We start from the raw sequence: 19,013 nt of genomic DNA on the forward strand, positions 1-19,013 counted from the left end.
CCGTGTCAAAACAGGGATTTACAACCCGGCAGGTTCACGCAGATCGTTTGCTCAATACTCCAGAGCATGGCGGCGTGCATACCAGCACTTCTAATTCTGTACTTTTCGAATTTTCTGATGCCCAAGGTATCATTGATGCTTTTCAGGGCAAACGTGCAGCTCACGTATATTCGCGCTCATCATCTCCGTCGGTTGCCGCATTGCAAAATATGCTTAACGACCTTGAGGGCGGTTTAGGGGCGCTGTGCTTCTCAACGGGTATGTCTGCCATTAGCAGTACGTTGTTTTCTCTTTTAAAAGCTGGCGATCATCTTATCGTTAGCCAATATTTGTTTGGAAATACACGAAGCTTCTTCGATACGCTTGCCGATTATGGGGTTCAGATTACCTTTGCTGATGTCACGGATATCCAAAACATTAAAGAAGCGTATTTACCGAACACGAAAGGGGTCTATACGGAAACAGTAGCGAACCCTGTGACCCAAGTTGCTGATTTACGTGCTATCGGTCAGTACTGCGAAGAGCGCAATATCTTGTTCATGGTAGATAACACCATGACACCGCCACCGCTTTTTTATGCTAAAGATCTTAAGGCGTCATTAATATTTTGCTCGTTGACTAAATACATTTCTGGTCATGGAAATGTGCTCGGTGGTGCAGTTATTGATACCGGTCTTTTCAATTGGAAAGGCTTTGGGAACATTAAAAGCGCTTACCAAGTCGCTGATGAAGCACAATGGGGCTTAACCCAAATTAAGAAAAAAGGGTTACGAGATTTAGGCGCCACACTGGCACCTCAGTCTGCAACGGCTATTGCATTAGGGATGGAAACATTAAGCTTACGCTTAGCTCGAGCATGTGAGAACTCACAAAAGCTTGCTATGTTTTTAGACAACCACCCCAAAGTAAAACACGTATTTTACCCAGGTTTGGCAAGCCACCCGCAGCACTTTATGGCAAGAGAGCAATTGAAAAGAGGCTATGGCGCTATTCTTAGCTTTACCCTTGTTGATGATATCGACCCTGTTCAATTCTTAAACGCCCTTGAGTTGGTTATTTGCGCTACGCACTTAGGTGATAACCGAACGTTGGCATTGCCTGTTGCGCCTACAATTTACTTCGAAAATACAGCAGAAGAGCGTGAGGCCATGGGGGTTTCAGATACCATGATAAGAATATCGGTAGGTATTGAAGATACCGACGATCTTATTAAAGATTTCTCTAGCGCCTTCGAACGTAAATACACCGGCGAATAAATTGTCGGTTTTATTGATTTAACGTTATTTTCACTTTTTGTTCGTCATCGGAGCAGTAACGAACAAAAAGTGGTGTTAATATCGATTTTGCAAGAAGTAGCTTGATCCTTTTCATCGCATTAATTCTCTTAGTTGTGTTGTGGCAAACTCGATTGATTCTGGGTTAGCAGTGAAAGGATCAGCTTCTTGCCCTTCGAATCCTCCCCCGAACTATGCTTTCGCTACCTGCAGCTAAGAATTTCCACCTGAGATTTCCTACTCAAGCATTCTCACTTTAACATTTTAGGCTAGCGTACTTTGTTGCATGATTTTGTCATACGGTTTTATTGCATGGTTTTTTCGTCAATTAAATTCGAACGATAAGTGGGTTTTTTCCTAATATATATTCGATTTAATTTCTCTTATTATTGATTCATTAAATCAAAGGGAGAAATGTAATGACGTCTATTCTTGTTGTGTATTCAAGCCTTAATGGTGAAAACAGTAAATCAACCGAGCTTGCTGACTATTATCTTCAGTCACTTGAGAGCAAAGAAGTATCGGTAACAAAAGTTGATGTGGCAGAACTAGCGTTGGCACATTTAACGGGTGAAGAAATGCAAGCATGGATGACAAACGCTAACGAGCGTTCTCCAGCTCAAAAGAGTTTAGCTGCGGTGTCTGATGATCTGGTTGCACAACTTCAAGCTGCAGACGAAATTGTGCTAGCGGTACCTATGTATAACTTCGGTATTCCTTCTGCACTTAAAGCCTATTTCGACCGTATTGCACGGGCGGGTATTACTTTTAAATACACTGAAACAGGGCCGGTAGGCTTGCTTGAAGGCAAGCAAGCGAAGGTATTCGCTAGTAGAGGGGGCGTTTACGAGGGCGGCGACTACGATACGCAAACACCATACCTAACCCATTTTTTAAATTTCATCGGTATTACCGATGTGAAATTTGTTTACGCAGAAGGACTTAGCATGGGTGAAGACAGTGCTAGCGAAAGTATCGCTAATGCGAAGGGTAAAATAATTGAACTAACCCAAAAAAACGCTGACTAAATCTATGCAGTTAGCAAAACGCAATGAGTGCGTTTGAGCTAAAGTGTGTTCCAAGTTGAGTGTGCTTGATTGCCCCGCATATTATGCGGGGCTTTTTTATGCGTCTTACCATTTTATACGTCTTTCCATTTTATGCGCGGCTTTTTATTCAGAGATTTTTATCAGTGGTTTTTATATTAGGGATTTGTCGAATTGAGTAATTTCCACTTAGGGTTTATCGCCTAATAGTCAATCGCTCGATTCTCTGGGTATAATGTGGGCATAACTAAAAAATAAAGTCGTTATTATGCAGAAATTTTCTTCCCTTATTTTAGCTTCTAGTATTACGCTTCTGCTTAGCGGATGCGCCAATACAGATCCAACTACTGAATTAAACGCTAAAAGAAGCTCCGCCCAAAGTGACACCCTTTCATCTAGGGCACCTAAAAGTAACCGTAATGAACCGATTGCTTCTTACACCCCTGACATTGAACCGGGTCCAGTACAGTACTCGCAAAACGGTGAGATTACCTTAAAGCAAATTATGGCAGACCCGCAATGGTTAGGCAGAGCCCCGACTAATATGGGGTGGTCAATTGATGGTAGCCACATTGTTTACGAAAGAGAACAACCTAACAGCAAGCTAAAAGATGTTTATATAGCAAGTCTTGATGCGGCAGATAAAAGTGAAAAAGCATCGCTATCTCAATTACATCAATATAAATACGATGAGCGGGTAGAGCGCGAAGACGGCGTCATTGCCTACCGGTTTAAAGACAGCGTATATGTGCAATTTGCTAATGATGACGTTGTGCAACTTACCCGTGGTGGTAGCTTTCTCTCATCGCTATCTTTTATGACTGATGGGCGTTTGATGGCATTAAGTGGCAACAGCGCCATTGCCATAGACCTAACGAACGGCAGCAGAGAAGAATTATTAAGTTGGTCATTCAGCGATGAACCAGAACCAGTCGCCGCGCCAAAAGATTATATTGCCGAGCAGCAACAATCATTAATTCAGTATATTGCTAAAAAGCGTAAAGATCGTGAAGCGAAGGCGAAGGCGCAAGATACGCTTGCGGCAAATAACACCAGCATTGCACCTGATACTTTTTATTTCGATAAAACCCATAAACTTGTAGGCGTGAGTGTATCTCCGAAAGGGAATTTTGCGATTGTGGCGACCACGCCAGATACACCTTCCCGAGACGATAGTGACATTATGCCGCACTACATTCAGGAAGATAGCCGCATAGCGAGCAAGCCTGTACGTAGAAAAGTAGCTGACGCTGAACCCATTAATCATCAGCTTTGGCTTTTAGACTTAGCAAGTGGCGAAAAGTCTCTATTAAATTATTTTAGCTTACCGGGCTATAACGATGATGTATTAGCCGATGTAAAGGCTGAAAATGCAAAAGCTAAGGGTGAAAGTTATGATGTCAATCGCTTACCAAGACCTATTACTTTGCTGTCTAGCTGGAACTGGCAAAAGCCGTCTATAAGCTGGCATAAAGACGGTGAGCAAGTTGCGGTAATGGTAGAGGCTTGGGACAACAAAGATCGCTGGATTGCTACGGTAGACTTAGACAACCAACGTTTACTTAACCAACATCGCCTACATGATGATGCGTGGGTAAATTATCGTTTTAACCGCTTCGGTTGGTTTAATAACAGCGAAACCTTGTATTATCAGTCTGAACATTCAGGGTATGCACATCTTTATACGCAAGTACCAGGGCAAGCGCCTAAAGCCTTAACTCAAGGTACGTTCATTACCGACAACCCAACGTTGTCTAGCGATGACATGTGGATGTACTTTACCGCGAACAGTAAACATCCTGGTATCTTTGAAGTTTATCGCGTGAAGGCTACCGGCGGTGAAGTAGAAGCGCTAACCGACCTCAACGGTTTAACAGAGTATGAACTCAGTCCAGATAACGCCACATTAGTGTTAAGTCATGGCAAAGTGTCTCGCCCTCCTGAGCTTTATGTTAAAGCGGTAAATAGCAAAGAAGTGGCTATAAAAATTACCGATACGGTAAGCGATGCATTTACCGCTATGCCGTGGGCAGTGCCTAATGTAGTAGCCATTCCATCTAGTCACACCGATGCGCCTATTTATGCCCGCGTATACTTACCAAAAGACTATCAAGCAGGTAAGCCGCTTAAGGCAGTCGTATTTAATCACGGTGCCGGTTATTTGCAGAATGCCCACCTAGGGTGGTCTTTGTATTTCAGAGAATACATGTTCAATAGCATGCTAGTGCAACAGGGGTATGTGGTACTTGATATGGACTACCGTGCCTCGGCAGGTTACGGGCGCGACTGGCGCACGGCTATCTACCGCAACATGGGGACGCCTGAAGTACAAGATTTACGAGACGGTGTAAATTGGTTGGTAGAAAATGCCAATGTCGATCGCAATCGAATAGGCACGTATGGGGGCTCTTATGGTGGGTTCTTAACCTTTATGTCTATGTTCAACGCACCGGATCTTTTTGCAGCTGGTGCAGCGCTTCGCCCAGTTACTGATTGGGCGCACTATAACATTGGATATACGTCAAACATCCTAAACACCCCGGATGTCGATCCTATTGCCTATGAGCGCAGTTCACCTATTTATTTTGCAGAAGGGCTAGAGAAACCACTGTTAATTAATGCACCTATGGTAGATGACAATGTGTTTTTCCATGACACGGTTCGACTAGTACAGCGCTTAATCGAGCTAGAAAAGGAAGACTTTGAAACGGCTATTTACCCTGTAGAGCCACATGGCTTCGTTCAACCAAGCTCTTGGTTAGATGAATACCGCCGAATCTATAAGTTATTCGAAGAGAATCTGTAGTGAGCAAAGGCTGGCTATTAAGATAAAAAAACGCCCCTATAAAGGGGCGTTTTTGTTTTAGTGGTAGTCAGTAGTGAGTAAAGGGAGTCGTATTGTGACCCCCGATGCTATTTCACTCGTTAACTACCGTTTTTTAGCGGTTAGCCACATAAGTGTGAAGATGATTAATCCACTTAGCGCACCGAATAAGTGCGAATCAATCGCCACTTTGGCGTCAATCAGTGCAGCAACCTGAGCACTACTGCCTGATATTTGTTCATAAATCACTTTAAGCGCCACACCGCCCAGTAAAATCCAACCCGAGCGCATCTTATTCATAATATCCATTAATGCGCCCCATACGAATATACCGTGTAGCGCACCAGATAACCCTGCATACCAAATAAGATCTTCAGAAAACAGATAAAGGCCTGCACTTGTGCCTAAGCTGCACCATACAAACACTTTTAAAAAACGACCTATTCGGTAATGTTCGCCGTGTAACGCCCACAGTAAGGTAAGGCCTGATAAATTCAGCAGCAAGTGATACCCATTGGTGTGCACAATATTGCCAGATAATAAACGCCAGGTTTCTAACCCTTGAATGGCGAAACGATCGTAAGCTAACCACTCACCAGAGAGCGGCTCTAAGAAAAAAGCGACGATAGCGCAAAGCGCTAAAATAAGTGGGCCTACGCTATACTTAGGTGAGACCGGTAGTGACATCATCATTGTTATTTATTTTAGTAATCCGTGTGTGCTGGGTATGATACATAAAATTGCCAGTAGGGTGGAAAGCGTTATCGGTAAAAATGCTTTTTTCGTCGGCTTCCGCCTATATAACAATCATAAAAACGTAATGAGGTGACAAATGTCTCTAATTTTAAGTGAAAAGAAAAACGGGATCTTAACGATCACCATTAATCGCCCAGAGAAGAAAAACGCCTTAACCCGAGAAATGTATCAGAGCATGGCTGACGCATTATTCAGTATTGAAAATGACGATAGCATTAAGACTGTGCTGTTCTGTGGTGAAGGCGACTGTTTTACTTCAGGCAACGATATTAGTGATTTTGCAGGGCGCAAAGAAGGGGATGACGTGAATGAGTCTGCGGCATTTATGCGTGGGCTAATAAACTGCAAAGTGCCGGTAGTAGCGCAGGTTCATGGCATGGCTGTGGGTATAGGCACGACAATGCTTTTACACTGCGATTTTATCTATGCTGAGACAAACACCCGATTTGTTCTACCATTCATCAACTTAGGTCTTGTTCCTGAATTTGCTTCAAGTTATCTTCTTCCGAAAATGGCAGGGCATGTAAAAGCCAGCGAGTGGCTGATGTTAGGCGAACCATTTGGCACAGAAGATGCCTGTCAGTTTGGGTTAATTACCGGAAGCTATTCTGCCGAGGAGTTAACCGAGAAAGTGACATCGGTATGTAAAAAGTTGGTGGCAAAGCCCTCATTTGCATTGATGCAAACCAAATCACTATTAAAGAATGATGTGGAATCTACCCATCACTATATGGATATTGAATTCGATGTGTTTGGTCAAGCTATGGATTCAGAGGCCGCCCGTGAAGCGTTTGATGCGTTTTTGTCAAAACGTCCGATCAATCCGGAGAAATTTAAATAAAGAGGAAGTCATATTTTGAAACGTGGTTCATGGTTTAGTTCATCGTTTTTAGCCATTGCAGTTTCAAGCTGCCTGTTGGTGTCTGCAAATGCACAGCAAGTAAGAGAAGTAGGGGAGCCAGAGGCCGCCACGGGGTATGTAGATAAACAAGCCTTTTCTGCGAATGATTACATGGTGGTAGCGGCTAACCCATACGCCTCCTGGGCAGGCAAAAACATATTGGCCAAAGGGGGAAGCGCCATTGATGCTGCCGTTGCCGTGCAATCAATGTTATCGCTGGTTGAACCACAGTCCTCAGGCATTGGTGGTGGCGGGTTTATATTGTATTGGGACAATAAAAACAAAGTGCTGCACACCTTCGACGGTAGAGAAACCGCCCCTGCGGCCGTAAACTCGCATTGGTTTATTGAAGGCAATAAGCCCATGCGATGGCTTGATGCCGTGGTAGGTGGGAAATCAGTAGGTGTACCTGGCGCGATTAAAGCGCTGGAAACTGCACAAAGTGAATTCGGCACTTTGCCATGGAACACATTGTTTGACGATACAATTAAAACGGCGACCGAAGGGTTTCGCGTGTCGCCGCGGCTGGCTAAGCTTATTGCGCTTGATTACCACCCAGGTTTAAAAACGTTTCCAACCAGTTCTACCTACTTCTTTCCTGCGGGGCTTCCGTTAAAAGAGGGCGCGATACGTAAAAATAAGCAATTGGCTAAAACCTTAAAAGGTCTTGCCGAAAACGGCACTGATTATTTGTATAAAGGCGAGTTAGCAGAAAAGATTGTTAAAACGGTAAATTCTGCGTCAATTAACCCAGGTCAAATGACGACTGAGGACTTAGCCGCTTACGAGCCTATTCGACGTGAGCCGGTATGTGGCTTGTATCGTGATAAACAGATTTGTGGCATGGCACCGCCAAGTTCCGGTGGTATTAACGTGTATCAAATTCTAAAGATGTTAGAAGGGCAGGATTTTTCTACCCTCACGCCTGACTCGGTAGAATTCGCAAACGTTTTCACTCAATCAAGCGCGCTGGCCTACGCTGACAGAGAAAAATACATAGCGGATAGTGATTTTACCAACCTTCCGTTTGCCGCCATGATTAACACTGCGTATTTGAATCGCCGCGCCGAAGGTATTGCGCCAGATAAGAAGTGGCGACGTGTACGTGCTGGTAACCCTTATGGCGATGCCAATATTAGCCTTGGCAGCAACATGGAACAGCCTAATACCTCGCATTTCTCTATTGTTGATAAAGAAGGCAATGCGGTATCAATGACCACAAGTATCGAGTTTATGTTCGGTTCGGGTTTGATGGTGGGTGGCTTCTTGCTAAATAACCAATTAACCGACTTTTCGTTTTCGCCTACGCAAAATCGTTTCCCTGTCCCTAACCGTGTTGAGCCAGGTAAGCGTCCACGAAGCGCAATGAGCCCTACGATGGTATTCGACAAGGATGGCGACTTAGAAGTGGTGGTAGGCTCTCCTGGTGGCTCACGTATTGTAAGTTACGTGGCTCAAACGTTAGTGGGCGTGTTAGATTTTGGATTAGACATACAGCAGGCCATTAATTTACCTAAAATTACTAACCGAAATGATTACACGGCTCTTGAAAAGGGAACGCCAATTGCTGAGCTTGAAGCGCCTTTAAAAGCGTTAGGGCATAATGTAAAGGTTGTCGACTTAAACAGCGGTTTACATGGTATTCAAATTAAATCGGGTAAAATTATTGGTGGCGCGGATCCAAGACGTGAAGGTGTTGCGGTAGGGCGCTAAGCGGCTTCATTTAGCACCATGGCTAAATAACCAAAGGCTGTTCGAATTGTGTATTCGAACAGCCTTTTTTTTGTTACATGAAATGGTCTGGGTGAATTTGAGAAACTTTCCACATACCATCTTCTTTAATAAGATCTAAACTGCGCAAGTCTTCAATTTTATCGTCATCGTACATACCACTTAAAAATACGGTAACCGTTGCCTTTTCTGAAAACTCAGAACGCCCAACACTATTGCCACTTTGTGGGGTAATAATCACAGAATCGTACTTTAAATTTAAAAGGTGGCGCTGTACATTTCTATTACTGTGGTAATTAGTTAGAATTCTAGCCAATCGATCGGACGACAGACTAATTGCAACATCAAGATTATCGTCTTCATACACACTTTTTAGAAACGTAACTGCCGAATATTCTGGCGTACTGTCGGCTAGCATACCGTAGCGACCCATTCCTTCTTCTTTTTCTCCACATGCCGCTAAACAAAGCACGCTAAACATAATGGCATAAAAACGTAAACGAAAAGAACGCATTAATAAAAACCTTAAACAAGTCGAAGGAAAATGATCGCCCACATTATCGATACTCATCCGATGAGACGCAAGTCAATACGTCTAAACCTTTCGAATAATATTCACTTACCTGTTAAACGAAGCTTGAAAATAACTGCCTTTATTTAAAGATAGTTGAGATAAAAGGGTTTGAGCCTTTTTTTTAAAAACAAAAAACGAGGCCGAAGCCTCGTTTTGTTATTTACACTCGTCACCGATTAACGGGTTGGTAAGCGTGATTATTGTGTTTCTTCTTGGTCGCCAAATGCGCCCGCAAATAATGGGCTGCTTAGGTAACGTTCAGTACCACTGGCTAGCAGAACAACAACAATTTTGTCTTTGTTCTCTGGGCGTTCAGCAAAACGTTTTGCTGCTACCACTGCTGCACCAGAAGAAATACCTGCAAGAATACCTTCTTCGGTCATCAAGCGGTGCGCCATTTCCATACATTCGTCGTTGGTGACTTGCTCAACTTCGTCAATCAAGCTTAAGTCCAAGTTACCTGGAATGAAGCCTGCACCAATACCTTGAATTTTGTGTGGCCCTGGTGTGAGTTCTTCACCATTCATCGCTTGAGTGATAACAGGCGAGTCAGTAGGCTCTACAGCAATAGAGGTAATAGCTTTACCTTGCGTGTTTTTAAGGTAACGGCTCACACCAGTAATGGTTCCGCCTGTACCTACGCCTGCTACGAATGCATCAACTTTGCCGTCGGTGTCATTCCAAATTTCAGGACCCGTGGTCTTTTCGTGAATAGCAGGGTTAGCAGGGTTATCGAACTGCTGAAGTAAAACGTACTTTTCAGGATCAGAGGCCACAATCTCTTGTGCGGCGGCAACTGCGCCTTTCATGCCTTTTGGTGCTTCAGTTAATACTAAGCTAGCACCAAGGGCTTTTAATAGCTTTCTGCGCTCTAAGCTCATGCTGCTAGGCATGGTAAGCGTTAGTTTGTAACCACGTGATGCTGCAACAAACGCAAGGGCAATACCTGTGTTACCACTGGTAGGCTCTACAATTTCCTTACCTTGGGTAAGCACGCCACGTTTTTCTGCATCCCAAATCATATTGGCGCCAATACGACATTTAACGCTGAAGCTTGGGTTACGAGACTCAACCTTTGCGTAAACGTTACCAGAAGTAACGCGGTTTAATTTAACTAAAGGCGTGCGGCCAATAGCCAGAGAGTTGTCGTCAAATACTTGCATTATTAATCCTTACCTAGTTAGGAAATCCCAGCAGTCGTGATTTATACGACCTTTATAATAGTTAATAATTCATAGCCTGAATTTGGGGATTTCGTCATACCCCTATATCATTGGTCCCAAACGTGAAAATGCAAAGTGCTTTTTCGCTATATGTTATTGTTATTTTACATGACGAATCAGAACGAAAGAGGTAAAACCATAATGGCTTTTAGTGGAACGTCGAATTATATCGCTACAAAAGATTTGCAACTTGCCGTGAATGCCGCCATTACGCTAGAGCGTCCACTGCTTATCAAAGGTGAGCCGGGCACCGGTAAAACCATGTTGGCTGAAGAGTTAGCCGCCAGTCTTGGAACCGATTTAATTCAGTGGCACATCAAATCTACTACAAAGGCACAACAAGGCTTGTACGAATACGATGCGGTATCTCGTCTTCGTGATTCACAGCTGGGTGACGATCGCGTTCACGATATTGGCAATTACATTGTTAAAGGAAAACTGTGGCAGGCATTTGAAGCAGGCAACCGTCCTATTTTATTAATTGATGAAATAGACAAAGCGGATATTGAGTTTCCAAACGATTTATTGCTAGAGCTCGATAAGATGGAATTCTTTGTATATGAAACTCAAGAGCGTGTGGTGGCCACAGAGCGCCCCATAGTAATCATCACGTCAAATAACGAAAAAGAGCTGCCTGACGCCTTCCTACGTCGTTGTTTTTTCCACTACATTCAATTTCCTACGCCTGAAGAGATGCAGCAAATCGTAGATGTGCATTTCCCAGACTTAAAGAAGAAGCTGCTTGATGAAGCATTAAAAGCCTTTTTTGAAATTCGTGATGTTCCAGGGCTTAAGAAGAAACCGTCTACTTCAGAGCTTATCGATTGGTTGAAACTGCTGGTAGCCGAAGACATTCCACCTGAAGCGTTGCAATCCAAAGACGGTAAAGCCGCCATTCCACCGCTATATGGTGCACTACTTAAAAACGAGCAAGATATTCACTTGTTCGAAAAATTGGTATTTATGGCGCGCCGCTAATGCTTATTCAATTCTTTTTCACGCTGCGAAAATATCAAGTAAAGGTAAGCTTGCGAGAGCTACTTGATTTACTCCACGCCTTGGAAAAGCATATTGTTTATGCAGATTTAGAAGGCTTCTATAGTTTGTCTCGAACCATCATGGTGAAAGATGAGTCTCAATACGATAAATTCGACAGAGCATTTGCCGATTATTTTGAGGGGGTAGAATCTATCGATTTATTCGGTAAAGAAATCCCCGAAGAATGGTTACGTAAACAAATCGAGAAAACCTTAAGTGCAGAAGAGCGTGAAGCGCTACGCCAGTCTGGCGGGTTAGAAGCTTTAATGGATACCCTTAAAAAACGCCTTGAAGAGCAAGAAAAGCGACATCAAGGTGGTAACAAATGGGTGGGTACGGGAGGAACATCTCCCTTTGGCGCTTATGGCGACAACCCTGAAGGTATTCGTATTGGGCAAAAGGGCAATCGTCGTAACTCGGCGGTAAAAGTGTGGGATAAGCGCGAGTTTAAAAACTTATCTGCCGACGTTGAGCTAGGCACACGAAACATTAAAGTGGCCTTGCGTAAATTACGTAAATTCGCCAGAACCGGTGCCAGTGAAGAACTTGATGTGGCTACCACCATTGGTGAAACGGCCAAAAAAGGCGGTATGCTAGATATACACATGTCGCCCGAGCGCCATAACGCGGTTAAGGTGCTAATGTTTTTTGATGTGGGCGGTTCGATGGATCCTCACGTTAAAACCACGCAAGAACTTTTCTCTGCAGTGCAGAGTGAGTTTAAATACCTCGAGTACTTCTACTTTCATAATTGTGTGTATGAAGAAGTTTGGAAAGACAACCTGCGCCGTGAAAAAGAGCGGGTATCGGTTCACGATATTATTCACCGGTACGGTAAAGACTATAAAGTTATCTTTGTTGGCGATGCCACCATGGGGCCTTATGAAATTTCCTATCCTGGTGGAAGTGTAGAACATTGGAACGAAGAACCGGGTAGTGCATGGCTAGGCCGAATACTGAACCACTTTAACAAAGCGGTTTGGTTAAACCCGCAAGCGGAAAATTATTGGCCTTACTATTCGTCTATTTCCATTATAAAAGAAATTGTTGAAGACAGAATGTACGGGCTAACCCTTGAAGGCTTAACCCAGGCCATCAAAGAGCTCAGCCGTTCACGCTAGGCATTGTTTATTTGGCCGTTTGCATTAGCCGTTCTCATTAGTCAGTGTGTGAGACGCAGAGAGTTATAAAAAATGAGTAAAGTCGCAAGCATACTGTTGGCGGGTGGGGAAAGTAAGCGTTACGGCGGTAACAAGTTACTCTCCCCGCATCATAATGGGTTGCCGTTAATCCAATATGCGTTGCAGCAGTTACACGGGCTTAATCTTGCCGGTACTTATGTGGTTACTGGGCGTTGGCACAGTGATGTTGTTGATGTTGTCGATATGATGTCGGCAAGCACAGCTCAAGATAGCAATAGCACTAAGGTGTGTTATAACCCGTTGTGGCGTGAAGGCATTGCGTCGAGTATTCGTTGTGGTCTGCAGGCTCTTATGCTGGAAAAGAGCCTTATGCAGGCAGCCGACAATGAGTACACCCATGTGTTAGTACACTTAGCCGACTTAGCCAGTGTTACCACCGCTACACTGCAAGCATTGCTTAACGAAATCCCATCAAATCCCAATCACATCATTTACAGTCAGTGGCATAAACGCGGTCTTGATGAGCAAGTGAAAGTAAAAGCGACAGTGCCTGCTATATTCCCCAAAGCAGCATTCGAGAGCTTGCTTGCGTTAAGCGGCGACAAGGGTGCAAAGAAAGTAATAGAAGACTGGAAAGACAAGGGGCAGGCTATTGGTGTCAATCACCCCGAGTCTGCATTTGATATTGATGCACCTAGTGATTGGAACGCCTATCGGAGCAACGAGGCATAACCGATAGGCAGGGTATCAATTAAATTACGTGGCGAATCGGTAGCTTGGTCGTTGAATATAATAAAGTCTTGCACCTAGCATGACTGCCGCAGCACTTAACCCCACAATAAATCCAATCCAAAAGCCGCCAGCAGACATAGGCTCTGCCGTTATCCAATTAGTACGGCCTAATATAACGCCGGTGGGCAAACCAATTAACCAGTAAGACACAAACGTAATGATAAACATGGCGGTAGTGTCTTTGTATCCACGAAGCGCATTGGCTGATATTACTTGTATAGCGTCTGAAAGCTGAAAAATTGCTGCGTAAATAAGTAGGGCATTCGCCATTTGGTAAACCGCCTCATCGCTGGTATAAAGCCCAATGATGAATGCTTTGGCACTTAGCGTGAACGTTGCAGTACATGCCGCGGTAACAAAGCCGATTAAAATCGAGCACTTTGCGGCAATTTTAGCTTGCCGTCTATTATTTTGCCCAATGCGATAACCTATACGAATAGACGCTGCCATACCAATACTCATGGGTACCATAAACATGAGTGCCGAGAAATTAAGGGCTACTTGGTGGGCGGCAACTGTGGTGGATCCAAAAGGCGCAAGCAATAGTGCCACTACCGCAAATAAGGTCACTTCAAATAGCAATGTCATGGCGATGGGAAGGCCAAGCTTGAAGGTACGCTTTATGGCAACCACAGACGGCTTGTAGTACGTATCGAAAAGCTGGTACTTTTTTAGCGCGGGGCTAAAACGTACGTAAATGAAGGTAGCAATTAGCATGGTGTAAATAACAATAGCTGTTGCTACACCACAACCCGCGCCACCAAAAGCGGGTATAGGGCCAATACCGTAAATGAAAAGGTAGTTACCTAGTATGTTGGCCATTAAACCAATCACGGTAATTAACATGGTAGGTTTGGTTTTACCTAGCCCTTCACAGTAGTTTCTTAGCCATTGATAAAGCGCGAATCCCGGCATGGCACACAGCACGTAAACCACATAATCCACGGTGATGGTATGAAGCTCATCTGCCATGGGGAATAGCGATACGATGTTACCAGCAAAGGGAATGAGTGCGGCCATAGCTACACCAACGAAACACACTAAATAGCCTGCTTGTTGACTGGCATTGGCAATGCCGGTGATGTCTTTTGTACCTTGAAGCCTTGAAATAATGGGCGGTAAAGCTAGCGCAATACCTTGTATAAAACATAATAAGGGCACGGTAATACTAAAACCTAGGGCTACTGCTGCCATATCAGTGGCGCTATAACGCCCTGCCATAATAGTATCGCTCACGCCCATTAGCATTTGGGTAATTTGCGCAATTAATAGTGGCCAAGCCAGCTTTATAATATCTCTACCTTCAAGTAGATAACGTTTGTTCTTCAAGGCTACAGATCCGATTCAGGTGAAAGTAAATCAAAAGGGATAACAGGCAGGATTGTGCCTTTTTCAACATGACTGATGTCTTCGTGAATAATCATTAAACAATTGGCTGCGGTAATAGACGTCATGACACCAGAACTTTGTGTGCGAAACGGCGTTACCAGAAAATTGAAGTTTTCATCGTAGGTTATCGTGGCGCGCTGAAAATCCCGACGGCCAGCACGACGTTTAATGTCGCAGGTTACCGTGGCATTAACGGTTAGCGGCTTACGAACTTGCTGTTCACCTTGCATTTTTCTAATTAACGGGGTAACAAGAAGTTTAGCGGTTACAAAGGCAGAAACAGGGTTACCAGGCAAACCACAAAACAAGGTATTGCCAATATGGCCTAAGGCAAAAGGTTTACCCGGTTTAATTGCCACTTTCCAAAAGTCGATACTACCTAAAGCGTCTATTACGTCTTTCACATAATCGGCGTCGCCAACCGACACGCCGCCACTACTTACCATTACATCTACCCGTGCGCTTGCTTCTTTGAACAGGGCGGTGAGTGATTGTTCATCGTCTTTTACTATGCCGAAATCGATAATCTCAACGCCCAACTCTGAAAGTAGGGCACTCACACCAATACGATTCGACTCATATATTTGGGTAGGTAAGCAGGGTTCGCCAGGTTGAGCTAGTTCAGAACCTGTGGCGACAACACCCACCTTAACTTGTTTTACTACGTCTACCGTGGTGAGCCCTTGTGAAGACAACAACATAAGGTGCTGTGGCTGTAATCGAATACCTTGATTTACCAGTGACTGTCCAATTTTAATATCCGCTTCTTTCTTGCGAATGTTTTCGCCACAAGCGTGCTGCTTATTAATACTTACGTGATTGCCTTCAGTAGACGTATTTTCAACCATCACTACGGCATCGGCGCCTGGAGGTACTGGTGCGCCCGTCATGATTTTTATCGCGTGGCCGGGTTTTAAAGGTTCGTCTGCGGCCATGCCAGCGGTAATGGTGCCCTGAATAGGCATAAGCGTGTCTGGTTGACTACTAGCTGCATTAATAGCGAAGCCATCCATTGCCGAGTTATCCCACGGCGGCACAGATAAAGAAGCATGAACTTCGGAGGCGGTAATTCTTCCTAAGGCGCGGCTTAATTCAATGGTTTCAGATTCACCCAAGATGCTCGTTGCATCAATTGCTTTTTCCAATGCGTGTTCTAACGATAACCATTTTGAAGACATGAAAACCACTCCCTAATTTGAGGGTGGTGATTATCACCTAAATGCGCCAATAAACCAATGTATTAGGCAGTGACGATAAGGAAATTACAACAAAAACGGCGCTATAAGCGCCGTTTAGAAAAGGGTAATGAAGAGCTCAAGAATGTGAGGTTACTCAAAGTCTTGGTTGCTTATCCAAAGTACCTGGTAGGGTTTCAATTGCAAAAAGGCATCCGACAAGGCAATTTGTTGGCGAGTCACAAGATCTATCCAGTTATCAGTACCAATCAAATTGATATCTGACAGCAGAATAGTTTGCTCTTCATCCGACACATTACTAATGCAGAAGATACTTTGCTTTCTGTCTAAACTTTGTCGCCAATAACCGAAAATACTTTCGTTAAGCTGCAACGTAAATTGCGTAGCATTCGGGTGGAATGCTGGCTGAGCTTTACGAATTCGAATTAACTGAGACAATCGCGTCAATACTTTGTGATGCTGTGAATAGGGCGAATCAAGCAAGGCTTCTAGCTCTTTAAAGTCCCAACGTCTACGGTTGATTGAACGGTTTTGACCTGTATTAGCCACTTTCTCATAGTCGTTAGACGTACCTAATAAACTATGAATATAAATGCCTGGAATACCTTCCATTCCCAGCATAATGGCGTGCGCACAGATAAAGCGGTCTATCTGCCATTTATCCGGGCCTTTTGTTGTTCCCTGTAACGCATCAAATAACGTAATGTTTATTTCATAAGGCTTTTGCTGCCCATGATCAGATGCGCGCCACGAAATTTTGCCACCAAAGTTTTGCATGGTATGCACAAGTTCTGAAATTTCTTCATCGTCTAGCAACCCTTCGGCAGGGCGAAGGCCAATACCATCGTGCGATGCAATGAAGTTAAAGTATGCCGTACCGTTTTGCGCAGGTGGCATGCTCATCATCCAACTCTTTAAGTACTTACAATTACCCGTTACCAAGGTGTTGACCAATAGTGGTGGCAATGAAAAGTTATAAATAGCATGGGCTTCATTGGCATTACCGAAATAGGTCAAATTTTCCCTGTTAGGAATATTGGTCTCAGTAATTATAATAATAGACGGGTCGACATGTTCAATCAGCGTGCGAATTAACCTAATAACCTCATGAGTTTGAGGAAGGTTAATGCAGTTAGTGCCAACAATTTTCCACAAAAACGCCACAGCGTCTAAGCGGAATATTTTTGCGCCCTTGTCGATATACAAACGAATGATATCAATGAACGTAAGAAGTACCTTAGGGTTCCTGAAATCAAAATCGACTTGGTCATGACTGAAAGTACACCAAACATGTTTAGTGCCATCTTTGGTTTCTGTTTCACGCAATAAAGGCGAAACCCTAGGACGAGTAACAATAGACAAATCGTCAGCGGGATCCCCAGTAAAAAAGAAATCTGAACCTGGACCTTCACCTTTGATGAAATTATCGAACCATACACTGCGCGCAGAACAGTGGTTAATCACCAAATCAGTCATTAACCCGTAGTCTTTCGCAATGGCTTCAATATCGTCCCAGCTGCCCAAGGCTTCATTCACACTTGAATAGTCGATAACCGAAAAGCCATCGTCTGAACTGTATGGAAAGAAAGGCAGAATGTGCACATTATTGATGGTGTTCTTACTATAGCGATTTAAAAAGCGATTGAGGGTAACGAGCGGTCGCTCGTCGCCATCAATAACGCTATCGCCATAGGTGATCATGATGATGTCTTCCTCGTCCCAATAATTAGAATGGGATTGAGGAAGCGACACATCTTCATCAGGCTTAATGCCCATCGTCTCCATTAAAGACATGGTTAAGCTTTCTAATGAATGCTCAAGGGGTACATCAGCATAGATATATTCTAGATGGTGCTTCACTTTGTCATGGAGTACTTGCCATGTCATTGTCTATTACTCCATAAATTCTGCGGTGTCAGCTTCAACGGCCTCCAGCAAGCGCTCGAGAATATCTGGCACAGCGCTGGTTACTCGGTTCCAACTTGGAATGAAAGGGGTTTCCATTGGGTTTTCTAAAAAGTTCTGTCCAGCTTTCATGATATTACTGGCAAACATTTCAACTGCTTTTTCTTCACTGTGAATATCAAGTGTAAGACCGTTCATGACTGCGTCGTTGTGATAGGTCTCAATAAAGTCTAGTGCAATTCTGAAATAGGTAGCCTTGATAGAGCGGAACATCTCGTTACTAAAGGTATAACCTTGGGTAGCCAACTTTCTAAAGATGGCCTTAGTAATGTCGATAGACATTTTAGATAAGCCACCATGTTCATCATTAAGCGACAAATCTTGGTGCTTGTGATCGTAAATATCGCAAATGTCGGCTTGGCAAAGGCGATTGTGCGAATAATTGCGATGCATTTCAGACAGTACGCCAATTTCTAAGCCCCAATCACTTGGAATGCGAATATCGTTTAGCACATCGCGGCGGAACGAAAACTCACCGGCTAACGGGTAGCGGAAGCTGTCCATAAACTCAAGGTATTCGTTGTCACCCATAATACGCTTAAGTGCGCGTAATAACGGTGTCACTAATAATCGAGATACGCGGCCGTTAATTTTACCGTTCGCTACACGGGCATAGTAGCCCTTACAGAACTCATAGTTAAAGTTCGGGTTTGCGACAGGGTAAATAAGCTTAGCCAATAAGTCTTTGTTGTACGTCACAATATCGCAGTCATGCAGAGCAACAGACTCAGCACGGTTTGATGCTAAAACATAGCCCATGCAATACCAAACATTACGGCCTTTACCCAACTCTTTAGGTGCTAGACCTTTTGATTGTAGTTCTTCATCAAGGGCTTTCAAGCGAGGACCGTCGTTCCAAAGTACGCGATGATGCTGAGGCAGTTTGTCGAAAAACTTTAGCGCATGTTTATATTGCGCCATATCGGCGCGATCTAGCCCTATAACAATTTCAGATAAATAAGGTACGCCCGTTAATTCATCAACAATATGAGGTAAGGCATCACCTTCTAGTTCTGAAAAAAGTGATGGCAAGATAAGTGCCATGGGACGTTTCTGTGAAAAGCGGAGTAACTCGGCTTCTAGTTCCTCTGTTGGTCTACGAGAAAGATTATGTAAAGTTGTAACCACACCGTTTTGATAAAAATCAGCCATGTGTCCTCCT

15 protein-coding genes are annotated in these 19,013 nt (G+C 43.8%); 8 read left to right on the plus strand and 7 right to left on the minus strand.

All coding sequences use genetic code 11. The annotated features are described in order from the left end of the window. The first annotated feature begins 2 nt into the window (after window positions 1-2). The 3 genes from ALT761_RS08930 (at window position 3) to ALT761_RS08940 (ending at window position 5,126) form a co-directional block, all read left to right on the plus strand. Window positions 3-1,256 carry a cystathionine gamma-synthase family protein gene (locus ALT761_RS08930; RefSeq protein WP_129738106.1) on the plus strand — a complete coding sequence of 418 codons (1,254 nt, stop codon included), beginning with the start codon at window positions 3-5 and terminating at the stop codon, window positions 1,254-1,256. 437 nt (window positions 1,257-1,693) lie between these two features. Continuing rightward, window positions 1,694-2,302 (plus strand): FMN-dependent NADH-azoreductase, encoded by a 609-nt coding sequence (locus ALT761_RS08935; RefSeq protein ID WP_129738108.1) that lies wholly within the window; start codon window positions 1,694-1,696, stop codon window positions 2,300-2,302. A gap of 286 nt (window positions 2,303-2,588) precedes the next feature. After that, the gene (locus ALT761_RS08940; RefSeq protein WP_129738110.1) at window positions 2,589-5,126 is read left to right on the plus strand and encodes a S9 family peptidase; all 2,538 of its coding nucleotides are present in this window, start codon (window positions 2,589-2,591) and stop codon (window positions 5,124-5,126) included. A 123-nt stretch (window positions 5,127-5,249) separates the two neighbouring features. Here ALT761_RS08940 and rrtA read toward each other — a convergent pair whose 3' ends face one another. Beyond that, window positions 5,250-5,834 (minus strand): rhombosortase, encoded by a 585-nt coding sequence (rrtA, locus tag ALT761_RS08945; protein ID WP_041452885.1) that lies wholly within the window; start codon window positions 5,832-5,834, stop codon window positions 5,250-5,252. A gap of 142 nt (window positions 5,835-5,976) precedes the next feature. On the opposite strand from rrtA, the gene ALT761_RS08950 reads away from it, so the two are divergent. Then, complete coding sequence (locus ALT761_RS08950; protein ID WP_129738112.1) at window positions 5,977-6,741, plus strand: enoyl-CoA hydratase; 765 nt, start codon at window positions 5,977-5,979, stop codon at window positions 6,739-6,741. A gap of 15 nt (window positions 6,742-6,756) precedes the next feature. Then, window positions 6,757-8,514: a gamma-glutamyltransferase gene (ggt, locus tag ALT761_RS08955; RefSeq protein WP_013784269.1), complete on the plus strand. Its 1,758-nt coding sequence runs from the start codon at window positions 6,757-6,759 to the stop codon at window positions 8,512-8,514. Between the two features lie 73 nt (window positions 8,515-8,587). On the opposite strand, the gene ALT761_RS08960 is transcribed toward ggt, so the two are convergent. Both ALT761_RS08960 and cysK read right to left on the minus strand, forming a co-directional pair. After that, window positions 8,588-9,046 (minus strand): hypothetical protein, encoded by a 459-nt coding sequence (locus ALT761_RS08960; RefSeq protein ID WP_129738114.1) that lies wholly within the window; start codon window positions 9,044-9,046, stop codon window positions 8,588-8,590. 257 nt (window positions 9,047-9,303) lie between these two features. Next, complete coding sequence (gene cysK / locus ALT761_RS08965; protein WP_129738116.1) at window positions 9,304-10,269, minus strand: cysteine synthase A; 966 nt, start codon at window positions 10,267-10,269, stop codon at window positions 9,304-9,306. Between the two features lie 201 nt (window positions 10,270-10,470). On the opposite strand from cysK, the gene ALT761_RS08970 reads away from it, so the two are divergent. From ALT761_RS08970 to ALT761_RS08980, 3 genes are all read left to right on the plus strand, one after another. After that, window positions 10,471-11,307: an AAA family ATPase gene (locus ALT761_RS08970; protein ID WP_129738118.1), complete on the plus strand. Its 837-nt coding sequence runs from the start codon at window positions 10,471-10,473 to the stop codon at window positions 11,305-11,307. Beyond that, a complete protein-coding gene (locus tag ALT761_RS08975) occupies window positions 11,307-12,488 on the plus strand; it encodes a vWA domain-containing protein (protein WP_129738120.1) in 1,182 nt (393 codons plus the stop codon). The genes ALT761_RS08970 and ALT761_RS08975 overlap by 1 nt, the downstream gene beginning before the upstream one ends. 72 nt (window positions 12,489-12,560) lie before the next feature. Next, the gene (locus tag ALT761_RS08980) at window positions 12,561-13,241 is read left to right on the plus strand and encodes a nucleotidyltransferase family protein (RefSeq protein ID WP_129738122.1); all 681 of its coding nucleotides are present in this window, start codon (window positions 12,561-12,563) and stop codon (window positions 13,239-13,241) included. 24 nt (window positions 13,242-13,265) lie between these two features. On the opposite strand, the gene ALT761_RS08985 is transcribed toward ALT761_RS08980, so the two are convergent. From ALT761_RS08985 to ALT761_RS09000, 4 genes are all read right to left on the minus strand, one after another. Further along, window positions 13,266-14,630 carry an MATE family efflux transporter gene (locus tag ALT761_RS08985; protein WP_129738124.1) on the minus strand — a complete coding sequence of 455 codons (1,365 nt, stop codon included), beginning with the start codon at window positions 14,628-14,630 and terminating at the stop codon, window positions 13,266-13,268. A gap of 2 nt (window positions 14,631-14,632) precedes the next feature. Then, entirely contained in the window at window positions 14,633-15,868 is a 1,236-nt protein-coding gene (moeA, locus tag ALT761_RS08990; RefSeq protein ID WP_129738126.1) for a molybdopterin molybdotransferase MoeA, read from the minus strand. 150 nt (window positions 15,869-16,018) lie between these two features. After that, entirely contained in the window at window positions 16,019-17,773 is a 1,755-nt protein-coding gene (locus tag ALT761_RS08995) for a sugar phosphorylase (RefSeq protein ID WP_129738128.1), read from the minus strand. A gap of 6 nt (window positions 17,774-17,779) precedes the next feature. After that, entirely contained in the window at window positions 17,780-19,003 is a 1,224-nt protein-coding gene (locus ALT761_RS09000; RefSeq protein WP_013784255.1) for a glycosyl transferase, read from the minus strand. Between the last annotated feature and the right edge of the window lie 10 nt (window positions 19,004-19,013).

The sequence above is a fragment of the Alteromonas sp. 76-1 genome (assembly GCF_900654235.1).
Taxonomy (GTDB): Bacteria; Pseudomonadota; Gammaproteobacteria; order Enterobacterales; family Alteromonadaceae; genus Alteromonas; species Alteromonas naphthalenivorans.

Bases quoted from the DNA above. Each gene is read 5' to 3' on its own strand.
- cysK (WP_129738116.1), bottom strand. From the start codon at position 10,269: ATGCAAGTATTTGACGACAACTCTCTGGCTATTGGCCGCACGCCTTTA.
- ALT761_RS08980 (WP_129738122.1), top strand. From the start codon at position 12,561: ATGAGTAAAGTCGCAAGCATACTGTTGGCGGGTGGGGAAAGTAAGCGT.
- ALT761_RS08995 (WP_129738128.1), bottom strand. From the start codon at position 17,773: ATGACATGGCAAGTACTCCATGACAAAGTGAAGCACCATCTAGAATAT.
- ALT761_RS09000 (WP_013784255.1), bottom strand. From the start codon at position 19,003: ATGGCTGATTTTTATCAAAACGGTGTGGTTACAACTTTACATAATCTT.
- ALT761_RS08935 (WP_129738108.1), top strand. From the start codon at position 1,694: ATGACGTCTATTCTTGTTGTGTATTCAAGCCTTAATGGTGAAAACAGT.
- ALT761_RS08975 (WP_129738120.1), top strand. From the start codon at position 11,307: ATGCTTATTCAATTCTTTTTCACGCTGCGAAAATATCAAGTAAAGGTA.
- ALT761_RS08960 (WP_129738114.1), bottom strand. From the start codon at position 9,046: ATGCGTTCTTTTCGTTTACGTTTTTATGCCATTATGTTTAGCGTGCTT.
- ALT761_RS08970 (WP_129738118.1), top strand. From the start codon at position 10,471: ATGGCTTTTAGTGGAACGTCGAATTATATCGCTACAAAAGATTTGCAA.
- rrtA (WP_041452885.1), bottom strand. From the start codon at position 5,834: ATGATGTCACTACCGGTCTCACCTAAGTATAGCGTAGGCCCACTTATT.
- ALT761_RS08950 (WP_129738112.1), top strand. From the start codon at position 5,977: ATGTCTCTAATTTTAAGTGAAAAGAAAAACGGGATCTTAACGATCACC.
- moeA (WP_129738126.1), bottom strand. From the start codon at position 15,868: ATGTCTTCAAAATGGTTATCGTTAGAACACGCATTGGAAAAAGCAATT.
- ALT761_RS08940 (WP_129738110.1), top strand. From the start codon at position 2,589: ATGCAGAAATTTTCTTCCCTTATTTTAGCTTCTAGTATTACGCTTCTG.